Consider the following 20,542-nt stretch of genomic DNA (forward strand, 5'->3'; position numbering starts at 1 on the left):
TCTGTCGGCCCCTTCGGCGGTCCGGTCCTCCCCCACACCCGGGGGTGCGACCGGCGACCGGCGATCCCGCGGCCCTGCAATCCGCCGGGCTCCGGGCCGTCGTCGCCGACTTCGAGGGCCGTCCGGTCCGCGCGCGCCCGGGGGCGTGAGCCGTACCGTCCGTGCCCGCCCTCCGTCCGGACACGCGCCACGGACCGGGTCGCGCGAGTGGACCTCCTCGCTCGAGCGGGACGTCCACACCGAGAACGTCATGATCGTGGACCTGGTCCGCAACGACCCGGGAGCGTCCGCGTAACCGGCACCGGGCCTCGGTGACGGTCGCCCCCGTTGTCGACGCCTCTCCCTTCCTGCCAGGTCGCGCGACCGTCGCCCGCGGCGGAGCGTCCACCGCTGTCCGTGGGATGAACCATCGCGGTCCGTGTCTTCCGCCGTCCCGGAGCGGCGGACCCGCCAGCCCGGCGGGCCGTGGCACCGCCCTGTGCGGCCACGGCCCGCCGGGCTTTCGCGTCCGCCTCCGGGATCATGCGCCTGCCCTCGCCCCGCGGTCGCGGCGAGCCGGCGAGGCGGGCTTCTTCGTTGTTCTATGTGAGTCGAGTTGTGAATGTCGCAACGCTCCATGGGACTCGAAGGGGCCCCTGAATGCCTTGACAAGGGTTCTGGGCGACTCCAGACTGATGTTGCGCTTACCGCAAACCGTTTCGTTATACGCACCCGAGGTGTCATGATGATTCCCGCGTGCCGTCTCGCGGATCTCCCGCGAGGTGAGGCCTTCCGGCTCGACGTCGACCCGCCGGTGTCGGTGTTCCACACCGACGACGGCGAGGTCTTCGCCATCGACGACACCTGCACCCACCAGGACGCCTCGCTCGCCGACGGCTGGCTGGAGGGCTGCGAGGTGGAATGCCCTCTGCATGCCTCCAAGTTCGACCTGCGCACCGGCGCGGTGGACTCCCCGCCGGCGAAGCTGCCGGTCCGGACGCACGAGGTCGTCGTCGAGGACGGCGTGATCTACGTCCGGCTCTCCACCGAGGCGCCCAACCTGCCGCCCTGCATCTCCGCCCGCCTCGCCGGCGGTCCCGCGTGAGGACGGTCGCCGTGGTCGGCGCCTCCCTCGCCGGCCTGTCGGCGGCGCGCTCCCTGCGCAAGCAGGGCTTCGACGGACGCCTGGTCGTCATCGGGGACGAGCTGCACCGCCCCTACGACAGGCCCCCGCTGTCCAAGGAGTTCCTGTCCGGCACCCTCGGCGAGGCCGAACTCGCCCTGGAGGCGGAGGGCGAGGACCTGGCGGCGGAGTGGTTGCTCGGCGTCCGCGCCACCGGCCTCGACCACACCGCGCGCTCCGTCCGTCTCGCCGACGGACGTGAGGTGTGCGCCGACGGCTTCGTCATCGCCACCGGCGCCGTGGCGCGCGCCCTGCCGGGCTCCGTGGGCCTTGCCGGAGTGCACACCCTGCGCACCCTTGACGACGCCCGCGCCCTTCGGGACGAACTGGCCGGCGGCGGACGCCTGGTGGTGATCGGCGGCGGATTCATCGGCGCCGAGGTCGCCTCCACCGCGTATGCCCTCGGTCTCGACGTGACCGTCGTGGAAGCGGCCCCGACCCCGCTCGCCGGGCCGCTGGGCGCCACCATGGGCGCCATCGTCTCCGGCCTCCACGCCGACCACGGTGTGCGGCTGTTGTGCGGCACGGGCGTCAAGGGACTGAGCGGGGAGCACCGGGTCGACGCCGTCCTGCTGGAGGACGGCCGAAGCGTCCCCGCCGACATCGTCGTCGTCGGAGTCGGAGCCCTCCCGTGTGTCGAGTGGCTGGCGGGTTCCGGCATCGCCCTCGACAACGGCGTGAAGTGCGGCGCGGACGGCCGTACCAGCCTGGCCGGGGTGGTCGCGGTCGGCGACTGCGCGAACTGGTACGACCCCCGGGCCGGCCACCATCGCCGGGTGGAGCACTGGACCGGCGCGCGCGAGCGTCCGGAGGCCGCCGTCGCCACCCTGCTCGCGGGGGGCGCGGTCGAACCCGGCGTTCCCCGGCCGCCGTACTTCTGGTCGGACCAGTACGGGGTCCGCATCCAGTTCGCCGGCCACGCGGCCGAAGCCGACAGCATCACCGTCGAGGCGGGCGCGGCGGACGACCGCGACGTCCTCGCCGTCTACCGGCGTGCCGGGCGGCCGGTCGCGGTGCTCGGCATGAACCAGCCGCGGCTGTTCATGCGGGCGCGCAAACAGCTGGCCGCCGGCACATCTTGACAGCACCCCGGCGCCACCCCATGCTGCGGTTGCCCACAGCGCGCAGTGTTGCTCCATGTACAACGCCGTTCGGAGTCGTTCCTCCCGGCGTCCGAATGACCCCTCCGCGATGTTCACCGAGGAGTGACCCGTGACCTCGAACGGCCTGCCCGACAGCCTGATCGCCACTCTTCCCGGCTCCGCCTACACCGATCCCGGGGTCTTCGCCCAGGAACAGGAGCGCATCTTCGAGACGATGTGGTTCTGCGTCGCCCGGGCTTCCGAGCTGGCGAAGCCGGGCGCGTTCCGCACCGTCGACGTCGGCCGGGAGAGCATCCTGGTCACCCGGGCCCGGGACCACTCGATCCGCGCGTACTTCAACGTCTGCCGGCATCGCGGGGCCAAGCTCTGCACCGAGGAGTCGGGCGAGGTCAAGCGGTCCTTCCAGTGTCCCTACCACGCCTGGACGTACGGCCTGGACGGCAAGCTGGTCGCCGCGCCGAACCTGACCAAGATGCCCGACGTCGGCCGCACCGAGTACGGCCTGGTGAGTGTCGCCGTGCGGGAATGGCTCGGCTACGTCTGGGTGTGCCTCGCCGAGAACCCGCCGTCCTTCGAGGAGGACGTCATCGGTGAGGTCGTGGCCCGCCTGGGCGACGTCGAGTCGATCGAGCGGTACGACATCGGCAACCTGTCGGTCGGGCGTCGGATCACCTATGACGTGAAGGCGAACTGGAAGCTCGTCATCGAGAACTTCATGGAGTGCTACCACTGCGCGACGATCCATCCGGAGCTGACGGAGGTGCTGCCGGAGTTCGCGGACGGGTACGCCGCGCAGTACTACGTGGGTCACGGCGCGGAGTTCGGTGAGGAGGTCCAGGGGTTCACCGTGGACGGCTCCGAGGGTCTGGACCGTATCCCGGGTGTCGCCGAGGAGCAGGACCGCCGTTACTACGCGATCACCGTGCGGCCGCAGGTGTTCATCAATCTCGTTCCCGACCATGTGATCCTCCACCGGATGTACCCGGTGGCGGTCGACCGCACGGTCGTCGAGTGCGACTGGCTGTATCTCCCGCACGTCGTGGAGAGCGGCAAGGACGTCAGCCGGTCCGTGGAGCTCTTCGACCGGGTGAACCGGCAGGACTTCGACGCCTGTGAGCGCACCCAGCCCGGGATGAGCTCGCGGATGTACGCCAAGGGCGGCGTGCTGGTGCCCAGCGAGCACCACATCGGCGCCTTCCACGACTGGGTGAACGACCGCCTCGGCACTCCTCAGGGGTGAATCAGCCCAGGAATCCCATGCGGTGGCTGATCTCGGCGGCGCCCTTGACCAGCACCGGGGACAGTTCGTGCAGCCGCTCCTCGGTGAGCCGGTAGGAGGGCCCGGAGGCGCTGAGAGCGGCGATGACCTCGCCGTCCCGGTTGCGGACCGGCGCGGCCATGGCGTGCAGACCGATCTCCAGCTCCTCCAGGGTGAAGGCGTAACCCTGCTCCCGGGCGGTGACGAGGTTCTTCTCGAGCTTCGTCTTCGCGGTGATGGTGTGCGGGGTGACCTTCTTCATGCCCGTGGTCGCCAGCAGCGTGGCGCGCTCCTGCGCCGACAGGTGGGCCAGCAGGATCTTTCCGCTCGACGTGGCGTGCAGGGGAGTCAACTGACCCACCCAGTTGTGCGCGGTGACCGCCCCCGGTCCGCGCACCTGGTACAGGTTGATCGCGTACTGCTCCTGCATCACGGCGATGTTGACGGTCTCGCCGATCTCCTCGGCCAGACGCTCGCACACGGGACGGCTCTGCTGCGTGATGTCGATACGGCCCGTGACCGCGCCGGCCAGGCGCACGATGCCGAAACCGAGCCGGTACTTGCCGCGCTCGCCGGCCTGCTCGACCAGGCCGCGCGCTTCCAGGGCGCCGAGGAGACGGAAGGCCGTGGACTTGTGCACCTCGATCTCGGCCGCCACCTCGCTGACACCCGCTTCGCCGCGCTGCGCGAGGATCTCCAGGACGCTGATGGCGCGGTCGACCGACTGCACCCCGCCCGCGGGCGCGTTCGACGTTTCTGTGTCAAGGCTGTAGTTGCTCACAGTGCAACTATACGCGCAGTAAACAACACGACTGCAAGTAACCGCCCTGGAGCGAAGTTCCATAAGTTGCGCGGTTCGCAACCTGGTGCGTATAGCGCGACCGGGTCTAGCATGCCACGCATATCTACGGCGCGAGTGAGACGAGGCACCATGGATCCTGTGCAGTACGACTTCGTGATCGTCGGTGGTGGTTCTGCGGGCAGTGCACTGGCAAACAGGCTGTCCGCCGACCCTGCGAACCGGGTTCTGGTCCTGGAAGCGGGCCGGTCGGACTTCCCGTGGGACGTCTTCATCCACATGCCGGCGGCGCTGACCTATCCGATCGGCAGCCGGTTCTACGACTGGAAGTACGAGTCCGAGCCCGAGCCCCACATGGGCGGGCGGCGTGTCTACCACGCGCGCGGCAAGGTGCTGGGCGGGTCCAGCAGCATCAACGGCATGATCTTCCAGCGCGGCAATCCCATGGACTACGAGCGCTGGGCCGCCGACCCGGGGATGGAGGCCTGGGACTACGCGCACTGCCTGCCCTACTTCCGGCGCATGGAGAACTGCCTCGCGGCGGACCCCGACGACGAGTTCCGCGGCCACGACGGCCCTCTCGTCCTGGAGCGCGGCCCCGCCTCCAACCCGCTCTTCGGCGCCTTCCTCAAGGCAACCGAGGAAGCCGGCTACGCCCCCACCGACGACGTCAACGGCTACCGCCAGGAGGGCTTCGCCAAGTTCGACCGCAACGTCCACCGCGGACGCCGGCTCTCCGCCTCGAAGGCGTATCTGAAGCCCGTCCGCAAGCGCCCCAACCTCACGGTCACCACCCGCGCTCTCGTCACCCGGGTCCTCTTCGAGGGCAAGAAGGCGGTCGGCGTCGAGTACCGGCGAGGCAAGGGAGCCGCGAAGCAGGTCCGCGCGAAGGAGGTCATCCTCTGCGGCGGTGCGATCAACTCGCCCCAGCTGCTCCAGCTCTCCGGTGTCGGCAACGCCGGGGAACTGAGGGCGCTCGGCATCGACGTCGTCCACGACCTCCCGGGCGTCGGCGAGAACCTGCAGGACCACCTGGAGGTCTACATCCAGTACGCATGTGAGAAGCCCGTCTCCATGCAGCCGTACCTGGCGAAGTGGCGGGCGCCCTTCATCGGGCTCCAGTGGCTGTTCCGCAAGGGCCCGGCCGCCACCAACCACTTCGAGGCGGGCGGGTTCGCCCGCAGCAACGAGGAGGTGGACTACCCCAACCTGATGTTCCACTTCCTGCCGATCGCGGTCCGTTACGACGGTTCGGTGCCGGCCGGCGGCCACGGCTATCAGGTGCACGTGGGACCCATGTACTCCGACGCCATCGGCTCGGTGAAGATCAAGAGCAAGGATCCGAGGGAGCACCCCGCCCTTCGCTTCAACTACCTCTCCACGGAGCAGGACCGCCGCGAGTGGGTCGAGGCGATCCGGGTGGCCCGCAAACTCCTCAACCAGCCCGCGCTCGCCCCCTACAACGGTGGGGAGATCTCTCCCGGACCGTCCGTCGAGTCGGACGAGGAGATCCTCGCCTGGGTCGCCAGGGACGGCGAGACCGCTCTGCACCCCTCCTGCACCTGCAAGATGGGCACCGACGAGATGTCCGTCGTGGACCCCACCAGCATGCGCGTGCACGGCCTGGAGGGTCTGCGGGTGGTGGACGCCTCGGTCATGCCGTACGTCACCAACGGCAACATCTACGCCCCCGTCATGATGATCGCCGAGAAGGCCGCCGACCTGATCCTCGGCAAGAAGCCGCCGACGCCGTCGAGGGCCGCGTACTACCGCCACCGCGACGCGCAGAAGCAGGCGGGGTAGACGTTGACCGCCGCAGGGCTTCGCGCGCTGCTGAGGACGGTCCGCTTCGAGGTGCTGCCGGTGAGGAGCACCGAGGAGAAGGTCCTCGCCCACGTTCCGCGCGACGTCGTCGTCACCGTGGCGGCGTCGCCGGTCAAGGGCCTGGAGCCGACCCTCGACCTGGCCGGCCGGCTGGCCGCGCACGGGTACCGTACGGTTCCGCACGTCCCCGCCCGGCTCCTGCGGGACGACCTGCACCTGAAGGAGGTCGTGGACCGGCTGCGCGAGGCCGGTGTGGACGACGTGTTCGTCCCGGCGGGCGACGCCGACCCGCCGGCCGGGCCCTACGACGGGTCGCTGCCGGTGCTCCGCCGGCTGGGCGAGCTGGGCGGGCCGTTCGCCCGGGTGGGGGTCACCGGCTATCCCGAGAGTCATCCGCTCATCCACGACGACGTCACCGTCCAGGCGATGTGGGACAAGCGCGAGCACGCCACGTACATCGTGAGCAACCTCTGCTTCGACCCGCGGGTGCTGGGAGAGTGGCTCGTCCGTATCAGGCGCCGGGACGTGACCCTGCCGGTCCATGTGGGCGTCGCGGGGCCCGTGCAGCGGGCGAAGCTGCTGGCCATGGCGACGAAGACGGGGGTGGGGGAGTCGGTCCGCTTCCTGACCCGGCACCCGTCGTGGTTCGTGCGCTTCGCCGCGCCGGGCGGCTACGCGCCGGAGAAGCTGCTCACCGGCATGCGGAACGCCCTCACCGACCCGGCGTCCGGGGTGGCGGGGCTCCACCTGTTCACCTTCAACCAGATCGCGGAGACGGAGCGGTGGCGGCAGGCCCTGCTGGACCGGCTGGACGGCTGAGCACACCGCTCCTGCGCCGTTTCGTGCCGGACGCGGAAGTCCGGACGGGCTCTCCGCCCGCCCCGCGTTCCGCACCCGTACGTCACGTACTCATGGCCAGGTTGCGGCCGAGGGGACGTGGGCGGCCTCGGCCGCTTCGTAATACACAACATGATGAGCGATACGCAACATGGCCGCTTCGGTGTCACCTGCGGCCAAGGGTGGGCGGGCAAGTGGCCGCATGCTCAAATCGTCATACGTCAATGTCTTGACGTCCGTCTGGCCAGCCGACAGTGTTCCATCACAAGCAATCAGGTGCACGATGCGCAACGAATGTCATTCGGAAGGCTCGGGGCGTGGCAGACCTAGACCTGCATGTGGACGGAGAGTGGCGGGACGCGCCGCCAGGTGGGCGCCGGGACATTCGCTGCCCTGCTGACGGCACGCTTGCCGTGACCGTGTCGGAGGGTACGCGCGCCGATGCCGAGGCGGCGATCGCCGCCGCCCGTCGCGCCTTCGACGAGAGGCCCGGGCGGCACACCTCGGAGCGGGAGCGCGGCGCGCTGCTGCCGAGCACCGCCGATCTGATCGAACGGGGCGCCAAGGACTGCGCCCGTGCGGAGTCGCTGGACACCGGCAAGCGGGTGGTGGAGAGCGAGTACGACATCGCCGACGTCGTCCAGCACATCTGGCAGAACATCCAATCCCGGCCGCGGCGCTGGTTCAGCGGCTGAACGCCGAAAGAAGGTCGAACATGACCACCCAGACCGAGGTGCCGCAGCGGCGCGGCACACCCCAGGACTCGGGTCCCACCCCGGTCATCTCCGTGCGCAATCTGTGGAAGGTGTTCGGGCCGAAGGCCGAGTCGGTTCCGGGCTCGGCGGAGTTGTGCGGTCTCACCCGTCGTGAGCTGATGGACCGGACCGGCTGCACCGCGGCCGTACGCGATGTGCACTTCGATGTCTCGCCCGGCGAGGTGTTCGTCGTCATGGGGCTGTCCGGTTCCGGCAAGTCGACGCTGGTGCGGTGTCTGACCCGGCTGATCGAGCCGACCGCGGGTGAGATCGTCTTCGAGGGCGAGGACATCCGCGAGGCGGACGACGGGCGTCTGCGTGACCTGCGTCGACGTAAGTTCTCCATGGTTTTCCAGCACTTCGGGCTGCTGCCGCACCGTCGGGTGGTCGACAACGTGTCCTTCGGTCTGGAGATCCGTGGCATGGGCCGGGCCGAGCGGACCAGGCGGGCCCAGGAGGTGGTGGAGCTGGTCGGTCTCGCGGGTTACGAGAACTCCTATCCCGACCAGTTGTCCGGCGGTATGCAGCAGCGTGTCGGTCTGGCCCGGGCGCTGGCCGGTGATCCGGACGTGCTCTTCTTCGACGAGCCGTTCTCGGCGCTCGATCCGCTGATCCGCCGTGACATGCAGAACGAGGTCATCCGGCTGCATCACGAGGTCGGCAAGACCATGGTGTTCATCACCCATGACCTGTCCGAGGCGTTGAAGCTGGGTGACCGCATCCTCATCATGCGTGACGGGCGAACGGTCCAGTGTGGTACCGGTGATGAGCTGGTGGGTGCTCCGGCGGACGACTATGTGCGCGAGTTCGTCAAGGACGTGCCCCGGGGTGATGTGCTGACCCTGCGCTGGATCATGCGGCCGCCGGCCGACGGTGATCCTCTGGACGGTCCCGAGCTGGGTCCCGACGTCGTGGTGCGGGAGGCGACCCGGGCGGTGCTCGCGGCCGATCGGCCGGTGAAGGTCGTCGACAACGGCAAACTCCTCGGCATCGTCGGCGACGAGGAGATCCTCGCCGTGGTCGCCGGGCAGGAAGGCGGCGCCTGATGACCGTCGTCGTGGAGAAGACCGAGCCGGCGGGCGGACCGGAGAGTACCCGGCCCGTCGAGGAGCCGGCCCCGGCCGCAGGGCCCCGCAGGATCAGACGCTCCCTGGTGATCGGCGTGATCCTGGTCGTCTGGCTGGTGCTGTTCGCCGTGCTGCGCGGGAAGCAGACGTTGTCGCTGGCGGCGGCCGACCTCACCGATCTGCACCGGTGGTTCAACGACGTCAACGACTCGATCGGTGCGAACCGCGACTCCAACCCGCTGTTCCTGTACTTCTTCAACGAGATCCGTCTCGTCATCGACACTCTGGCCGCGTTCGTCCAGGAGCTGATCTCGCAGCCGTCGGCCGGCCGGCCCCTCCCGCAGATCGGCTGGCTCGGAGTCGTCGGCATCGTCGGCTACGTCTCCTGGGCTTTCGGTAACTGGCGGGTCGCCCTGCTGGCGGTGGCGGGTTTCACCTTCCTCGGGCTGCAGGGGCTGTGGCAGGAGAGCATGGACACCCTGGCGCTGACCCTGTCCTCGGTCCTGGTGGCGCTGCTGTTCGCGATCCCGCTCGGGGTGTGGGCGGGGCTGTCCGACCGGTTCCACCGGATCATGACGCCCTTCCTGGACTTCATGCAGACGATGCCGACCTTCGTCTACCTCGCCCCGCTGACGCTGTTCTTCCTCATCGGCGGAGCCTCCGCCACCATCGCCACGGTGATCTACGCGGCCCCGCCGGCCATCCGCATCACCGCGCACGCCATCCGGTCCGTGCCCGAGACCACCGTCGAGGCGGCCGAGTCACTGGGCGCGACACGTCGGCAGTCGCTGACGAAGGTCCTGCTGCCGATGTCCAGGCGGACCGTGGTGATGGGCGTCAACCAGACCATCATGGCCGCCCTGGCCATGGTCACCATCGCCGCCCTCATCGACGCTCCCGGTCTCGGCAAGACCGTGGTGCAGGCGCTGCAGTCGCTCGACGTCGGCACCGCCTTCAACGCGGGCCTGTCCATCGTCGTCATGGCGATCGTCCTCGACCGGGTGACGACCGCGGCCAGCACCCGCGAGGAGGAGGCCCGGCGTTCGAAGAACCGGTTCCTCGCCTGGCGGCGGCCGCTGCTGGGCGCGGGCGCGGCCGTCACCGCGGTCCTGGTCTACCTGTCGCACACGTTCGTGTGGGCGGCCGAGTTCCCCGGCGAGGGCGGTCTCGGCAGTTCCATCGCGAGCGCGGCGGACACCACGACGACCTGGGTGCAGGACCACTTGTCGGGTGTCACCAACACCGTCCGTGACGCCCTCACGAACGGGCTGCTCAACCCCTTCCAGTCACTGCTCACCGACTCCCCGTGGTGGCTGGTCGGCGCCGTACTGATCGCACTCGGCGCGGTGCTCGGCGGCATACGGGCCGGCATCACCACGGCCGTCTGCGTCGGCCTGCTGGTCGCCACCGGGATGTGGTCGGACGCCATGACGACGCTGGCCTCGACCGTCGTCGCGACGGCGCTGGTGATGCTGCTCGGCGTCGTTCTCGGTGTGTGGATGGGCCGCAGCGCTCTCGTGGACCGGGTGTTGCGGCCGAGTCTGGACGCGGCGCAGGTCATGCCGCCGTTCGTCTATCTGGTGCCGTTCCTCGCGCTGTTCGGCGCGACCCGCTTCACGGCCATCGTCGCCGCCGTGGTGTATGCGGCTCCCGTCGCCATCAAGATCATCGGGGATGGGGTGCGGAACGTGCCCGCGGCCACCGTGGAGGCGGCCACCTCCGCCGGGTGCGACACCTGGCAGATCATCACCAAGGTCCAGCTGCCGATGGCACGCGGCGCCCTGACCCTCGCGACCAACCAGGGTCTGATCTACGTGCTGTCGATGGTTGTGGTGGGCGGCCTGGTAGGCGCGGGCGCCCTCGGCTACGACGTCGTGGCCGGTTTCTCGCAGGGCCAGCTGTTCGGGAAGGGGCTCGCCGCGGGGCTGGCCATCGTCCTTCTCGGAGTCATGTTCGACCGCATCACCCAGGCCGCGGCGCGGCGAACCAGTGCGTAAGGAGCAACTGACCATGGCAAGGCAAGCAAGACGATGGAGAGCCGGCGCGGCCGGCATGGCGGTCCTCGGGCTCACCCTCACCGCCTGCGGCGGTGCGAAGGTCGGCGACAGCTCCTCAGGGACCGGCGGCGGCGCGGACGGCTCCGGCAAGTGCGGCACCTTCAACCTCGCGGTCAACCCCTGGGTCGGCTACGAGGCCAACGCCGCGGTCGTCGCGTACGTCGCGGAGAACGACCTCCACTGCAAGGTCACCAAGAAGGACCTCAAGGAGGAGATCGCCTGGCAGGGCTTCGGGACCGGCGAGGTGGACGCGGTCGTCGAGAACTGGGGCCACGACGACCTCAAGAAGAAGTACATCACCGGCCAGAAGACCGCCGTGGAGGCCGGCCCGACGGGGAACAAGGGCATCATCGGCTGGTACGTGCCGCCGTGGCTGGCCAAGGAGCACCCGGACATCACCGACTGGAGCAACCTGAACAAGTACGCGGCGAAGTTCAAGACCTCGGAGTCGGGAGGCAAGGGCCAGCTTCTCGACGGCGACCCGTCGTACGTGACCAACGACGAGGCGCTGGTGAAGAACCTGAAGCTGGACTTCAAGGTGGTGTACGCGGGCAGTGAGACCGCGCTCATCCAGGCCTACCGCAAGGCGGAGAAGAACAAGGAGTGGGTGATCGGCTACTTCTACGAGCCCCAGTGGTTCCTCTCCGAGGTGCCGCTCGTGAAGGTGAACCTGCCCGCGTACAAGGCGGGTTGCGACGCCGACGCGGAGAAGATCGCGTGCGACTACCCGGTGTACGACCTGGACAAGATCGTCAGCGCGAAGTTCGCCGAGTCGGGCAGCCCGGCCTACGACCTGGTGAAGAAGTTCAACTGGACGAACGACGACCAGAACGTCGTGGCCAAGTACATCGCGGTCGACAAGATGACCCCAGAGGCCGCGGCCAAGAAGTGGGTCGAGGCCAACCGCGCCAAGGTGGACGCCTGGATCAAGTAGTGGCGGAGACCGGGCGCGGGAGGCCGGTCTGACCATGCCCGGTGGGCGGCGTGTGCGGGATGCGCGCCGCCCACCGGGCGTCGCTGTGTCCGGGCTTGTCGGCCCCCTGTTTTCCGAGGTCTCGGGACCCTTGACACCCACCTGCGCGAAAGGCACATTGAGTTGCGCAACCTGAATCGCGTTGCGTGAAAAGCAACTCGATCGGCTCGACTGATCCAACAGACCGGAGGTGCGGCGATGGCGGGACCCCGAGTGGTCATCATCGGAGCGGGGGTCGTGGGAGCGGCTCTCGCGGACGAGATCTCCGCACGAGGCTGGACCGAGGTGACCGTGGTCGACCAGGGCCCGCTCCCCGCCACCGGGGGCTCCACGTCACACGCCCCGGGCCTGGTCTTCCAGACGAACTCCTCCAAGACGATGACCGAGCTGGCCCGGTACACCGTCGAGAAGTTCTGCTCCCTCGACGTGGACGGCAAGCCCTGCTTCCTCCAGGTCGGCGGACTCGAAGTGGCCACCACCCCCGAGCGCCTGACCGAACTGCGGCGCCGGCACGGCTGGATCACCGCCTGGGGCATCGACGCCCGCCTGCTCACCGCCGACGAATGCCTCGAGCAGCACCCGCTGGTCAACCCCGACAAGGTCCTCGGCGGCCTGCTGGTCCCCACCGACGGCCTCGCCAAGGCGGTCCTCGCCGTCGAGGCGCAGATCCGCCGGGCCACCGAGCGCGGCGTGACCTTCCTGGCCCGCCACGAGGTCCTCGACGTCCTGAAGGCGGACGGCGAGGTCACCGGCGTCCTGACCGACCAGGGCGAGATCCCGGCGGACATCGTCGTGTGCTGCGCCGGAATCTGGGGTCCGAAGATCGCCCGCATGGCCGGGATGAATCTCCCGCTCACCCCGCTCGCCCACCAGCTCGCCTGGACCGGACCGATCCCGGCCCTCGCCGGCCAGACCGAGGAAGCCGTCCGCCCGATCCTGCGCCACCAGGACGCCGACCTCTACTACCGCGACCGCTTCGACGGCATCGGCATCGGCTACTACGGCCACCGCCCCATGCCGATCTCCGCCGACGACATCCTCTCCGTGGGCGAGGCCGACGACATGCCGTCGGTCCTGAAGTTCACCGAGGACGACTTCGCGGGCGCCTGGACCGAGACCCAGGCGCTCCTTCCCTCCACGAAGGAGGCGAAGATCGAGGAGGGCATCAACGGCCTGTTCTCCTTCACCACCGACAACTTCCCGCTGCTCGGCGAGTCACGGGACGTCAAGGGTTTCTGGGTCGCCGAGGCGGTCTGGGTCACCCACTCCGCAGGCGTGGGCCAGGCCATGGCCGAATGGCTGGTCGACGGCTACTGCTCCTCCTTCGACCTGCACGAGTGCGACGTCAACCGCTTCGAGCCGCACCAGCTGTCCCCTGAGTACGTCCTGGCCCGCGACTGCCAGAACTTCGTCGAGGTCTACGACATCCTCCATCCCCTCCAGCCGTCCGGGGACCCGCGGCCGATCCGCACCAGCCCCTTCCACACCCGCCAGCAGGAGCACGGGGCCTTCTTCCTGGAGGCGAACGGCTGGGAGCGCCCGCAGTGGTACGAGGCCAATGCCGGCCTCGTCGAGGGCCGCAGCATCCCGGCCCCGGGCGACTGGGCCGCGCGGTTCTGGTCGCCGATCGTCGGCGCCGAGGCCCAGGCCACCCGAGAGACCGTCGCGATGTACGACATGACGGCCCTCAAGCGCCTGGAGGTGAGCGGCCCCGGTGCCGCCGACCTCCTGGAGCGCCTGTGCACCGGCAAGGTCGCCAAATCCGTCGGCTCGGTGACCTACACCCTCTTCCTCGACCACGACGGCGGCATCCGCAGCGACGTCACCGTCGCCCGGCTGTCCCGCGACACCTTCCAGATCGGCGCCAACGGCAACCTCGACCTGGACTGGATCACCCGCCACCTCCCCGCAGACGGCACGGTCCAGGTCCGCGACATCACCCCCGGCACCTGCTGTGTCGGACTGTGGGGCCCGCTCGCCCGCGAGGTCCTCCAGCCCCTCACCGACGCCGACTTCTCGAACGACGGACTGAAGTACTTCCGTGCCAAGCCCGCCTACATCGGCTCGGTGCCCGTCACCGCCATGCGCCTGAGCTACGTCGGCGAACTCGGCTGGGAGATCTACACCACCGCCGACCAGGGCCAGAAGCTCTGGGACACCCTGTGGGAGGCGGCCCGCCCCCTCGGCGGCGTCATCGCCGGCCGCGGCGCCTTCAACAGCCTGCGCCTGGAGAAGGGCTACCGCTCCTTCGGCACCGACATGACCTACGAGCACGACCCCTACGAGGCCGGCGTCGGCTTCGCCGTCAAGCTCGACAAGGACGACTTCGTCGGCAAGGCCGCCCTGCTGCGCCGCAAGGAGAACGTCCGGCGCAAGCTGTCCTGCCTCGTCATCGACGACCCCCGGTCGGTCGTGCTGGGCAAGGAACCCGTCTTCGACGGCGACCGGCCGGTCGGTTACGTCACCAGCGCCGCCTACGGCTACACCATCGGCAAGGGCATCGCCTACGCCTGGCTCCCGACCGAACTCACGGCCCCCGGGACCGCGCTGCACATCGGCTACTTCGACCGCCGCGTCGAGGCGGTCGTCACCGAGGAGCCCCTTTTCGACCCCAGCATGTCCCGCCTCCGTGGCTGACACCCGGCCACGACCGAAGAGGGAAGGAACACCGCCGGTGAACGCACAACTGCTCGACGGCAAGGCCACCGCCGCCGACATCCGCCGCGAACTCACGGAGCGCGTGGCCAAGTTGACCGCCATCGGCGGCCGCCCGCCGGGCCTCGGCACCGTTCTGGTCGGCGACGACCCCGGCAGCCGTGCCTATGTCGGCGGCAAGCACCGCGACTGCGCCCAGGTCGGCATCGCCTCCATCCGCCGCGACCTGCCCGCCGACGCCACCCAGCAGCAGGTCGAGGACGTCATCGACGAGCTGAACGCCGACCCGGCCTGCACCGGCTACATCGTCCAGCTCCCGCTGCCACGCCACCTCGACGCCAACGCCGTACTGGAACGCATGGACCCGGCCAAGGACGCCGACGGACTGCACCCGGTCAACCTCGGCCGGCTCACCCTCGGCGTCGACGCACCGCTGCCGTGCACCCCGCGCGGCATCGTCGAACTCCTCCGCCGCCACGACGTGCCGCTCGCCGGCGCCCGGGTCTGCGTGGTCGGCCGGGGCATCACGGTCGGCCGCCCCATCGGCCTGCTGCTCACCCGTCGCTCCGAGAACGCCACCGTGACCCTGTGCCACACCGGCACCAGGGGTCTGGCCTGGCACACCCGCGAGGCCGACATCGTCATCGCGGCGGCCGGGTCACCCGGACTGATCACCAAGGACATGCTGCGCACCGGCGCGGCCGTCCTGGACGTCGGCATCACCCGCACCGACCAGGGCCTGATCGGCGACATCCACCCGGACGCCGCCCAGGTCGCCGGCTGGATCGCGCCGATGCCCGGTGGAGTGGGCCCCATGACCCGCGCGATGTTGCTGGCCAACGTCGTCGAGGCCGCCGAGAGGAACGCCACCGCCGTATGAACGCGCACGCCCCCCAGTACCCGCCGTATCCGCACCTTTCGGAAGACGGAGACGTCCGATGAGCCCCCGCACCCCAGGCGCAGACCTCCCCGAGCACCCCGACTGGCTGTGGCGTGACCCCGAGCCCGCGAAGTCGTACGACGTAGTGATCGTCGGCGGCGGCGGACACGGTCTGGCCACGGCCCACTACCTGGCGAGGAACCACGGCATCACCAATGTCGCGGTGCTGGAGAAGGGGTGGCTCGGCGGCGGCAACATGGCCCGCAACACCACGATCATCCGCTCCAACTACCTGTGGGACGATAGCGCGGGCATCTACGAGCACGCCCTCAAGCTCTGGGAGGGACTGGAGGAGGAGCTCGACTACCCGATCCTCTTCTCCCAGCGCGGTGTGCTGAACCTCGCGCACAGCCTCCAGGACGTCCGCGACAGCGTGCGGCGCGTGGAGGCCAACCGCCTCAACGGCGTGGACGCGGAGTGGCTCGACGCCGACCGCGTCAAGGAAGTCTGCCCGATCGTCAACATCTCGCAGGACGTGCGCTACCCGGTCCTCGGCGCGACCTACCAGCCGCGCGCGGGCATCGCCAAGCACGACCACGTGGCCTGGGGCCTGGCCCGCTCCGCCGACGCGGCCGGCATCGACATCATCCAGAACTGCGAGGTCACCGGCCTCGACGTCGTCGACAACCGGGTCGTCGGCGTCCGGACGACACGGGGCCGCATCGCGGCCGGCAAGGTCGCGCTCTGCTCGGCAGGGCACACCTCGGTCCTCGCCGCCATGGCGGGCATCCAACTCCCCGTCCAGTCCCACCCGCTGCAGGCCCTGGTCTCCGAGCTCCTCGAGCCCGTGCACCCCACGGTCGTCATGTCCAACGCCGTCCATGTGTACGTCAGCCAGGCGCACAAGGGCGAGCTGGTGATGGGCGCGGGCATCGACGCGTACAACTCGTACACCCAGCGCGGCGCCTTCCACATCATCGAGGAGCAGATGGCCGCGGCCCTGGAGCTGTTCCCGGTCTTCGCGCGCGCGCACGTCCTGCGCACCTGGGGAGGCATCGTCGACGTCAGTCCCGACGCGTCGCCGATCATGGGGCTCAGTCCCGTCGACAACCTCTATCTCAACTGCGGCTGGGGAACGGGCGGTTTCAAGGCCACCCCGGGCGTCGGCTGGGTCTACGCCCACACCATCGCCCACGACACCCCGCACGCCCTCAACGCCCCCTTCTCGCTCGACCGTTTCACCACCGGCGCGCTCGTCGACGAGCACGGCGCGGCCGCGGTGGCCCACTAGGGAGCCCAACCATGCTGCTCATCCCCTGCCCGTGGTGCGGACCCCGCGACGAGGCCGAGTTCCACTACGGCGGCCAGGCCCACGTGGCCTATCCCGAGACCCCCTCGGCCCTCACCGACGAGGAGTGGGCCCGCTACCTCTTCTTCCGCGACAACACCAAGGGCCCGTTCGCCGAACGCTGGAGCCACGCGGCGGGCTGCCGCCGCTGGTTCAACGCGGTGCGCGACACCTCGACGAACGAGATCCTTTCCGTGTACCGCTCGGGCGAGGAACGCCCACCGACCCCGGAGCCGCGTCCGGCATCACCAGCCAGTCCGGCGTTTGAGGACGAGGCCCTTCAGGCCGAAGAGGGGTCCGGGGGCGCAACCCCCGGAAGCGGTGTCGAAGGTGCGCAGCCCCTTCAGGACGGGACGGGCGGGGCGACCCAACCGTTCCGCCACCCCACCCGAGGCCGGATCGACCGCGGCACCCTCCTCACCTTCACCTTCGACGGCACCGAGTACCAGGGCCACCGGGGCGACACCCTCGCCTCCGCCCTCCTCGCCAACGGAGTGATCCAGGCGGGCACCAGCATCAAGCTCGGCCGCCCCCGAGGTATCTTCTCCGCCGGCGTCGAGGAACCCAACGCCGTCATCCAGATCGTGGAACCCTTCCCCGAGCCGATGCTCCCCGCGACCACCGTCGAGCTCTACGACGGCCTGGTCGCCACCAGCCTCCCCGGCCAGGGCCGCCTCGCCACCGAACCCGACCCGGCCCGCTACGACGCCGTACACGCCCACTGCGACCTGCTGGTCGTGGGCGCGGGCCCGGCGGGCCTCGCCGCCGCGGCCGCGGCGGCGAACAGCGGCGCCCGCGTCATCCTCGCCGACGACCAGCCGGAACCCGGCGGCAGCCTCCTCGGCACCGCCGAACACCTCGACTGGGTGGGTGAGACCGCCGACCTGCTCGAAGCCGCGCCGGAGGTCCGGGTGCTGCGCCGTACGACCGTCTTCGGCTACTACGACGACAACCACCTCCTCGCCGTCGAGCGCCGCACCAACCACCTCGGCGGCGCGGCCCCCGGGAACGTCTCCCGGGAACGCGTCTGGCGCATCCGCGCCCGTCGCGTCGTCCTCGCGACCGGCGCCCACGAGCGGTCGCTGGCCTTCGCCGACAACGACCGCCCCGGCGTGATGCTGGCCTCCTCGGCCCGCACCCACGTCAACCGCCACGGCTCCCTGCCCGGCCGCCACGCGGTTGTCTTCACCACCAACGACAGTGCCTACGCGGCGGCCCTGGACCTCGCCTCGGCGGGCCTGGCCGTCACAGCCATCGTCGACACGCGCCCCGAACCGGGGGAGTGGGCCGAGCGCGCCAGGGCCGCCGGCATCGAGGTCCTGGCCGGGCACGCCGTCACCGGCACGGAGGGCGAGGCGCGGCTCACCGCCGTGACCGTGGCCCCGTACGGCGAGTCCGCCGGACAGCGGGAGTTCGCGGCCGACCTGCTGCTGGTCTCCGGCGGCTGGAACCCGGTGGCGCACCTCTTCAGCCAGTCCGGGGGGAAGCTGCGCCACGACGAGACACTGGGCTCCTTCGTGCCCGACACCGGCCGCCAGGCGGTCGAGGTCGTGGGCGCCGCGAGCGGCCTCCTCGACCCGGCAGCCGTCCTCGCCCAGGGCGCCGCCGCCGGCGCCCGTGCGATCGAGGCCGAGGGATACACGCCCGAGGAGCGCCGCCTCCCGGCCGTGCCGCCACAGCCACGGTCGACTCCGCCGATGCACGTGTACGTCGTCCCGGGTGAGTCGGACGCTCCCCGGTTCGTGGACCTCCAGCGTGACGTCACCGTGTCGGACCTGGCCCGCGCGACCGGCGCCGGCCTGCGCTCGGTGGAGCACACCAAGCGGTACACCACCGCCGGCACGGCGAACGACCAGGGCAAGACCTCGGGCGTGCTGGCGAGCGGGGCCGTCGCCGAACTGCTCGGCGTGGACGTGTCGGCCCTCGGCACGACCACCTTCCGCCCGCCGTACACACCGGTCTCCTTCGCAGCCCTCGCGGGCCGCGACCGGGGCGTGCTGAGCGACCCGGTCCGCACGACCGCGCTCCACGAGTGGCATGTCGGGCACGGGGCGCTGTTCGAGAACGTCGGCCAGTGGAAGCGTCCCTGGTACTACCCGCGGGACGGCGAGGACATGGAGACCGCCGTGCTGCGCGAGTGCGCGGCGACCCGCGAGGGCGTGGGCTTCATGGACGCCTCCACCCTCGGCAAGATCGACGTCCAGGGCCCGGACGCCGGTGTCTTCCTCGACCTGCTCTACACCAACATGATGAGCACCCTGAAGGTCGGCATGATCCGCTACGGCGTCATGTGCCGCCCGGACGGCATGGTCTTCGACGACGGCACCGTCATCCGGGTCGACCGGAACCGCTACCTGGTCACCACGACGACCGGCAACGCCGCGGCCGTCCTGGACTGGATGGAGGAGTGGCTCCAGACGGAGTGGCCCGAGCTGAAGGTGCACTGCACGTCCGTGACCGAACAGTGGGCCACGGTCGCCCTGGTCGGCCCGAGCTCCCGTGACGTGCTCGGAGCCCTCGCACCCGGGCTCGCCGTCGCCAACGAGGACTTCCCGTTCATGGCCTGGCGCGAGACGACCGTCGCGGGCATCGAGGCCCGGGTCTGCCGGATCAGCTTCTCCGGCGAACTCGCCTACGAGATCAACGTGTCGCCGTGGGAGGCCCTCGCCCTGTGGGAGGCCCTGTACGAGGCCGGCGCCCCTTACGGCATCACCCCGTACGGCACCGAGACCATGCACGTCCTGCGCGCCGAGAAGGGCTACCCGATCATCGGTCAGGACACCGACGGCACCGTCACCCCGCAGGACCTCGGCATGAGCTGGGCGGTCTCCAAGAAGAAGCCCGACTTCATCGGCAAGCGCTCGTTCGCCCGCGCCGACACGGTGCGCCCGGACCGCAAGCACCTGGTCGGCCTGCTCCCCGAGGACCCGGCCGCGTTCCTCCCCGAGGGCACCCACCTGGTCGCCGACGGCGAACTGCCGGCTCCGCCCGTGCCGATGCTCGGCCACGTCACCTCCAGTTACCGCAGCGCCGCTCTCGGCCGCACCTTCGCGCTCGCCCTGATCAAGGGCGGCCGGGACCGCATCGGCGAGCGGCTCTACGCCCCCGTGGGCGACCGGCTGGTCCCCGTGACCGTCGCCAGCCCCGTCCTCTACGACCCCGAGGGAGCCCGCCGCGATGGCTGACACCGCCCCGACCTCCCGGCCCCGCAGTCCGCTGGCCGGGGCCGCCGACCGGCTGGCCGCCGCCACCCGTACCTCCGGTGGCGCGATCCGGCTGGCCGAACTGCCCTTCCTCACCCAGCTCGACGTGCGTCTCGACGCGAAGGGGGCGGCGGCGGACGCCGTCGGCCTCGCGCTGGGCCTCACGCTGCCACTGGAACCCGACACCGTCGTCCGCGCGGGGGAGTCGACCGCGCTGTGGCTCGGCCCCGACGAGTGGCTGCTCGTGGGGCCGCCGGGCCGGGAGCGCGAACTGGAGAGCCGGATCCGGGAGGCCGCGGGAGAGGAGCCGGTCTCGGTCACCGACGTCTCCGCGCAGCGCACCACCGTCCTCGTCGCCGGCGCGCGAGCCCGTGACCTGCTGGCCCACGGCTGCTCGCTGGACCTGCATCCGAGGGCCTTCGGTTCCGGCCGCTGTGCCCAGACCACCCTGGGCCGCACCCAGGTCGTCCTGGTCGCGCGTGAGGAGCCCAGCGCCGGTTTCTGGATCCTGGTCCGTTCGTCGTTCGCCGGGTATCTGGCGGACTGGCTGCTGGACGCGGCGACGGAGTACGTCTGAGTCACCCCGGCGGGGGCGACCCCGTCACGCCTGTGGGAGCTCCG

Annotated in this window: 15 protein-coding genes and 1 pseudogene; 15 read left to right on the forward strand and 1 reads right to left on the reverse strand. The window is 70.3% G+C overall.

What is annotated here, in order from left to right:
• The first annotated feature begins 145 nt into the window (after positions 1-145).
• The 4 genes from C6376_RS43920 (at position 146) to C6376_RS27630 (ending at position 3,505) form a co-directional block, all read left to right on the forward strand.
• Entirely contained in the window at positions 146-295 is a 150-nt protein-coding gene (locus tag C6376_RS43920; RefSeq protein ID WP_159083263.1) for a hypothetical protein, read from the forward strand.
• 426 nt (positions 296-721) lie between these two features.
• The gene (locus C6376_RS27620; protein ID WP_107445917.1) at positions 722-1,084 is read left to right on the forward strand and encodes a bifunctional 3-phenylpropionate/cinnamic acid dioxygenase ferredoxin subunit; all 363 of its coding nucleotides are present in this window, start codon (positions 722-724) and stop codon (positions 1,082-1,084) included.
• Entirely contained in the window at positions 1,081-2,244 is a 1,164-nt protein-coding gene (locus C6376_RS27625) for an NAD(P)/FAD-dependent oxidoreductase (protein WP_107445918.1), read from the forward strand. Before C6376_RS27620 ends, C6376_RS27625 begins: the two co-directional genes overlap by 4 nt.
• 130 nt (positions 2,245-2,374) lie before the next feature.
• Positions 2,375-3,505, forward strand: a complete 1,131-nt coding sequence (locus C6376_RS27630; protein WP_107445919.1) for an aromatic ring-hydroxylating dioxygenase subunit alpha — start codon at positions 2,375-2,377, stop codon at positions 3,503-3,505.
• A 1-nt stretch (position 3,506) separates the two neighbouring features.
• Here the strand turns inward: C6376_RS27630 and C6376_RS27635 are convergent, their stop codons facing one another.
• Positions 3,507-4,253 carry an IclR family transcriptional regulator gene (locus tag C6376_RS27635; protein WP_107445920.1) on the reverse strand — a complete coding sequence of 249 codons (747 nt, stop codon included), beginning with the start codon at positions 4,251-4,253 and terminating at the stop codon, positions 3,507-3,509.
• A gap of 201 nt (positions 4,254-4,454) precedes the next feature.
• Here C6376_RS27635 and betA point away from each other — a divergent pair, with 201 nt between their 5' ends.
• From betA to C6376_RS27690, 11 genes and pseudogenes are all read left to right on the forward strand, one after another.
• Positions 4,455-6,125: a choline dehydrogenase gene (betA, locus tag C6376_RS27640; protein WP_107445921.1), complete on the forward strand. Its 1,671-nt coding sequence runs from the start codon at positions 4,455-4,457 to the stop codon at positions 6,123-6,125.
• 3 nt (positions 6,126-6,128) lie between these two features.
• Positions 6,129-6,965, forward strand: coding sequence for a 5,10-methylenetetrahydrofolate reductase (locus C6376_RS27645; RefSeq protein ID WP_107445922.1), 837 nt, complete (start codon positions 6,129-6,131; stop codon positions 6,963-6,965).
• Between the two features lie 335 nt (positions 6,966-7,300).
• Positions 7,301-7,624, forward strand: a pseudogene (locus C6376_RS27650) (aldehyde dehydrogenase family protein); the annotation flags it as partial.
• Positions 7,625-7,698: 74 nt separating this feature from the next.
• The gene (locus tag C6376_RS27655; RefSeq protein WP_107445924.1) at positions 7,699-8,784 is read left to right on the forward strand and encodes a glycine betaine/L-proline ABC transporter ATP-binding protein; all 1,086 of its coding nucleotides are present in this window, start codon (positions 7,699-7,701) and stop codon (positions 8,782-8,784) included.
• Positions 8,784-10,802, forward strand: coding sequence for a proline/glycine betaine ABC transporter permease (locus C6376_RS27660; RefSeq protein WP_107445925.1), 2,019 nt, complete (start codon positions 8,784-8,786; stop codon positions 10,800-10,802). The genes C6376_RS27655 and C6376_RS27660 overlap by 1 nt, the downstream gene beginning before the upstream one ends.
• A gap of 13 nt (positions 10,803-10,815) precedes the next feature.
• Entirely contained in the window at positions 10,816-11,796 is a 981-nt protein-coding gene (locus tag C6376_RS27665) for an ABC transporter substrate-binding protein (RefSeq protein WP_107445926.1), read from the forward strand.
• Positions 11,797-12,033: 237 nt separating this feature from the next.
• Complete coding sequence (locus tag C6376_RS27670) at positions 12,034-14,472, forward strand: FAD-dependent oxidoreductase (RefSeq protein ID WP_107445927.1); 2,439 nt, start codon at positions 12,034-12,036, stop codon at positions 14,470-14,472.
• A gap of 37 nt (positions 14,473-14,509) precedes the next feature.
• Complete coding sequence (locus tag C6376_RS27675; protein WP_107445928.1) at positions 14,510-15,370, forward strand: bifunctional methylenetetrahydrofolate dehydrogenase/methenyltetrahydrofolate cyclohydrolase; 861 nt, start codon at positions 14,510-14,512, stop codon at positions 15,368-15,370.
• A 58-nt stretch (positions 15,371-15,428) separates the two neighbouring features.
• Positions 15,429-16,661: a sarcosine oxidase subunit beta family protein gene (locus tag C6376_RS27680; protein WP_107445929.1), complete on the forward strand. Its 1,233-nt coding sequence runs from the start codon at positions 15,429-15,431 to the stop codon at positions 16,659-16,661.
• 11 nt (positions 16,662-16,672) lie between these two features.
• Complete coding sequence (locus C6376_RS27685) at positions 16,673-19,903, forward strand: sarcosine oxidase subunit alpha family protein (RefSeq protein ID WP_107445930.1); 3,231 nt, start codon at positions 16,673-16,675, stop codon at positions 19,901-19,903.
• A complete protein-coding gene (locus C6376_RS27690; protein WP_107445931.1) occupies positions 19,896-20,498 on the forward strand; it encodes a sarcosine oxidase subunit gamma in 603 nt (200 codons plus the stop codon). The genes C6376_RS27685 and C6376_RS27690 overlap by 8 nt, the downstream gene beginning before the upstream one ends.
• Positions 20,499-20,542 lie beyond the last annotated feature (44 nt).

This window comes from Streptomyces sp. P3, assembly GCF_003032475.1.
Classification (GTDB): Bacteria; Actinomycetota; Actinomycetes; order Streptomycetales; family Streptomycetaceae; genus Streptomyces.

Excerpts from the sequence above, each read along its gene's own strand:
- C6376_RS27620 (WP_107445917.1), top strand. The coding sequence starts at position 722 with ATGATGATTCCCGCGTGCCGTCTCGCGGATCTCCCGCGAGGTGAGGCC.
- betA (WP_107445921.1), top strand. The coding sequence starts at position 4,455 with ATGGATCCTGTGCAGTACGACTTCGTGATCGTCGGTGGTGGTTCTGCG.
- C6376_RS27655 (WP_107445924.1), top strand. The coding sequence starts at position 7,699 with ATGACCACCCAGACCGAGGTGCCGCAGCGGCGCGGCACACCCCAGGAC.
- C6376_RS27660 (WP_107445925.1), top strand. The coding sequence starts at position 8,784 with ATGACCGTCGTCGTGGAGAAGACCGAGCCGGCGGGCGGACCGGAGAGT.
- C6376_RS27665 (WP_107445926.1), top strand. The coding sequence starts at position 10,816 with ATGGCAAGGCAAGCAAGACGATGGAGAGCCGGCGCGGCCGGCATGGCG.
- C6376_RS27670 (WP_107445927.1), top strand. The coding sequence starts at position 12,034 with ATGGCGGGACCCCGAGTGGTCATCATCGGAGCGGGGGTCGTGGGAGCG.
- C6376_RS27680 (WP_107445929.1), top strand. The coding sequence starts at position 15,429 with ATGAGCCCCCGCACCCCAGGCGCAGACCTCCCCGAGCACCCCGACTGG.
- C6376_RS27685 (WP_107445930.1), top strand. The coding sequence starts at position 16,673 with ATGCTGCTCATCCCCTGCCCGTGGTGCGGACCCCGCGACGAGGCCGAG.
- C6376_RS27690 (WP_107445931.1), top strand. The coding sequence starts at position 19,896 with ATGGCTGACACCGCCCCGACCTCCCGGCCCCGCAGTCCGCTGGCCGGG.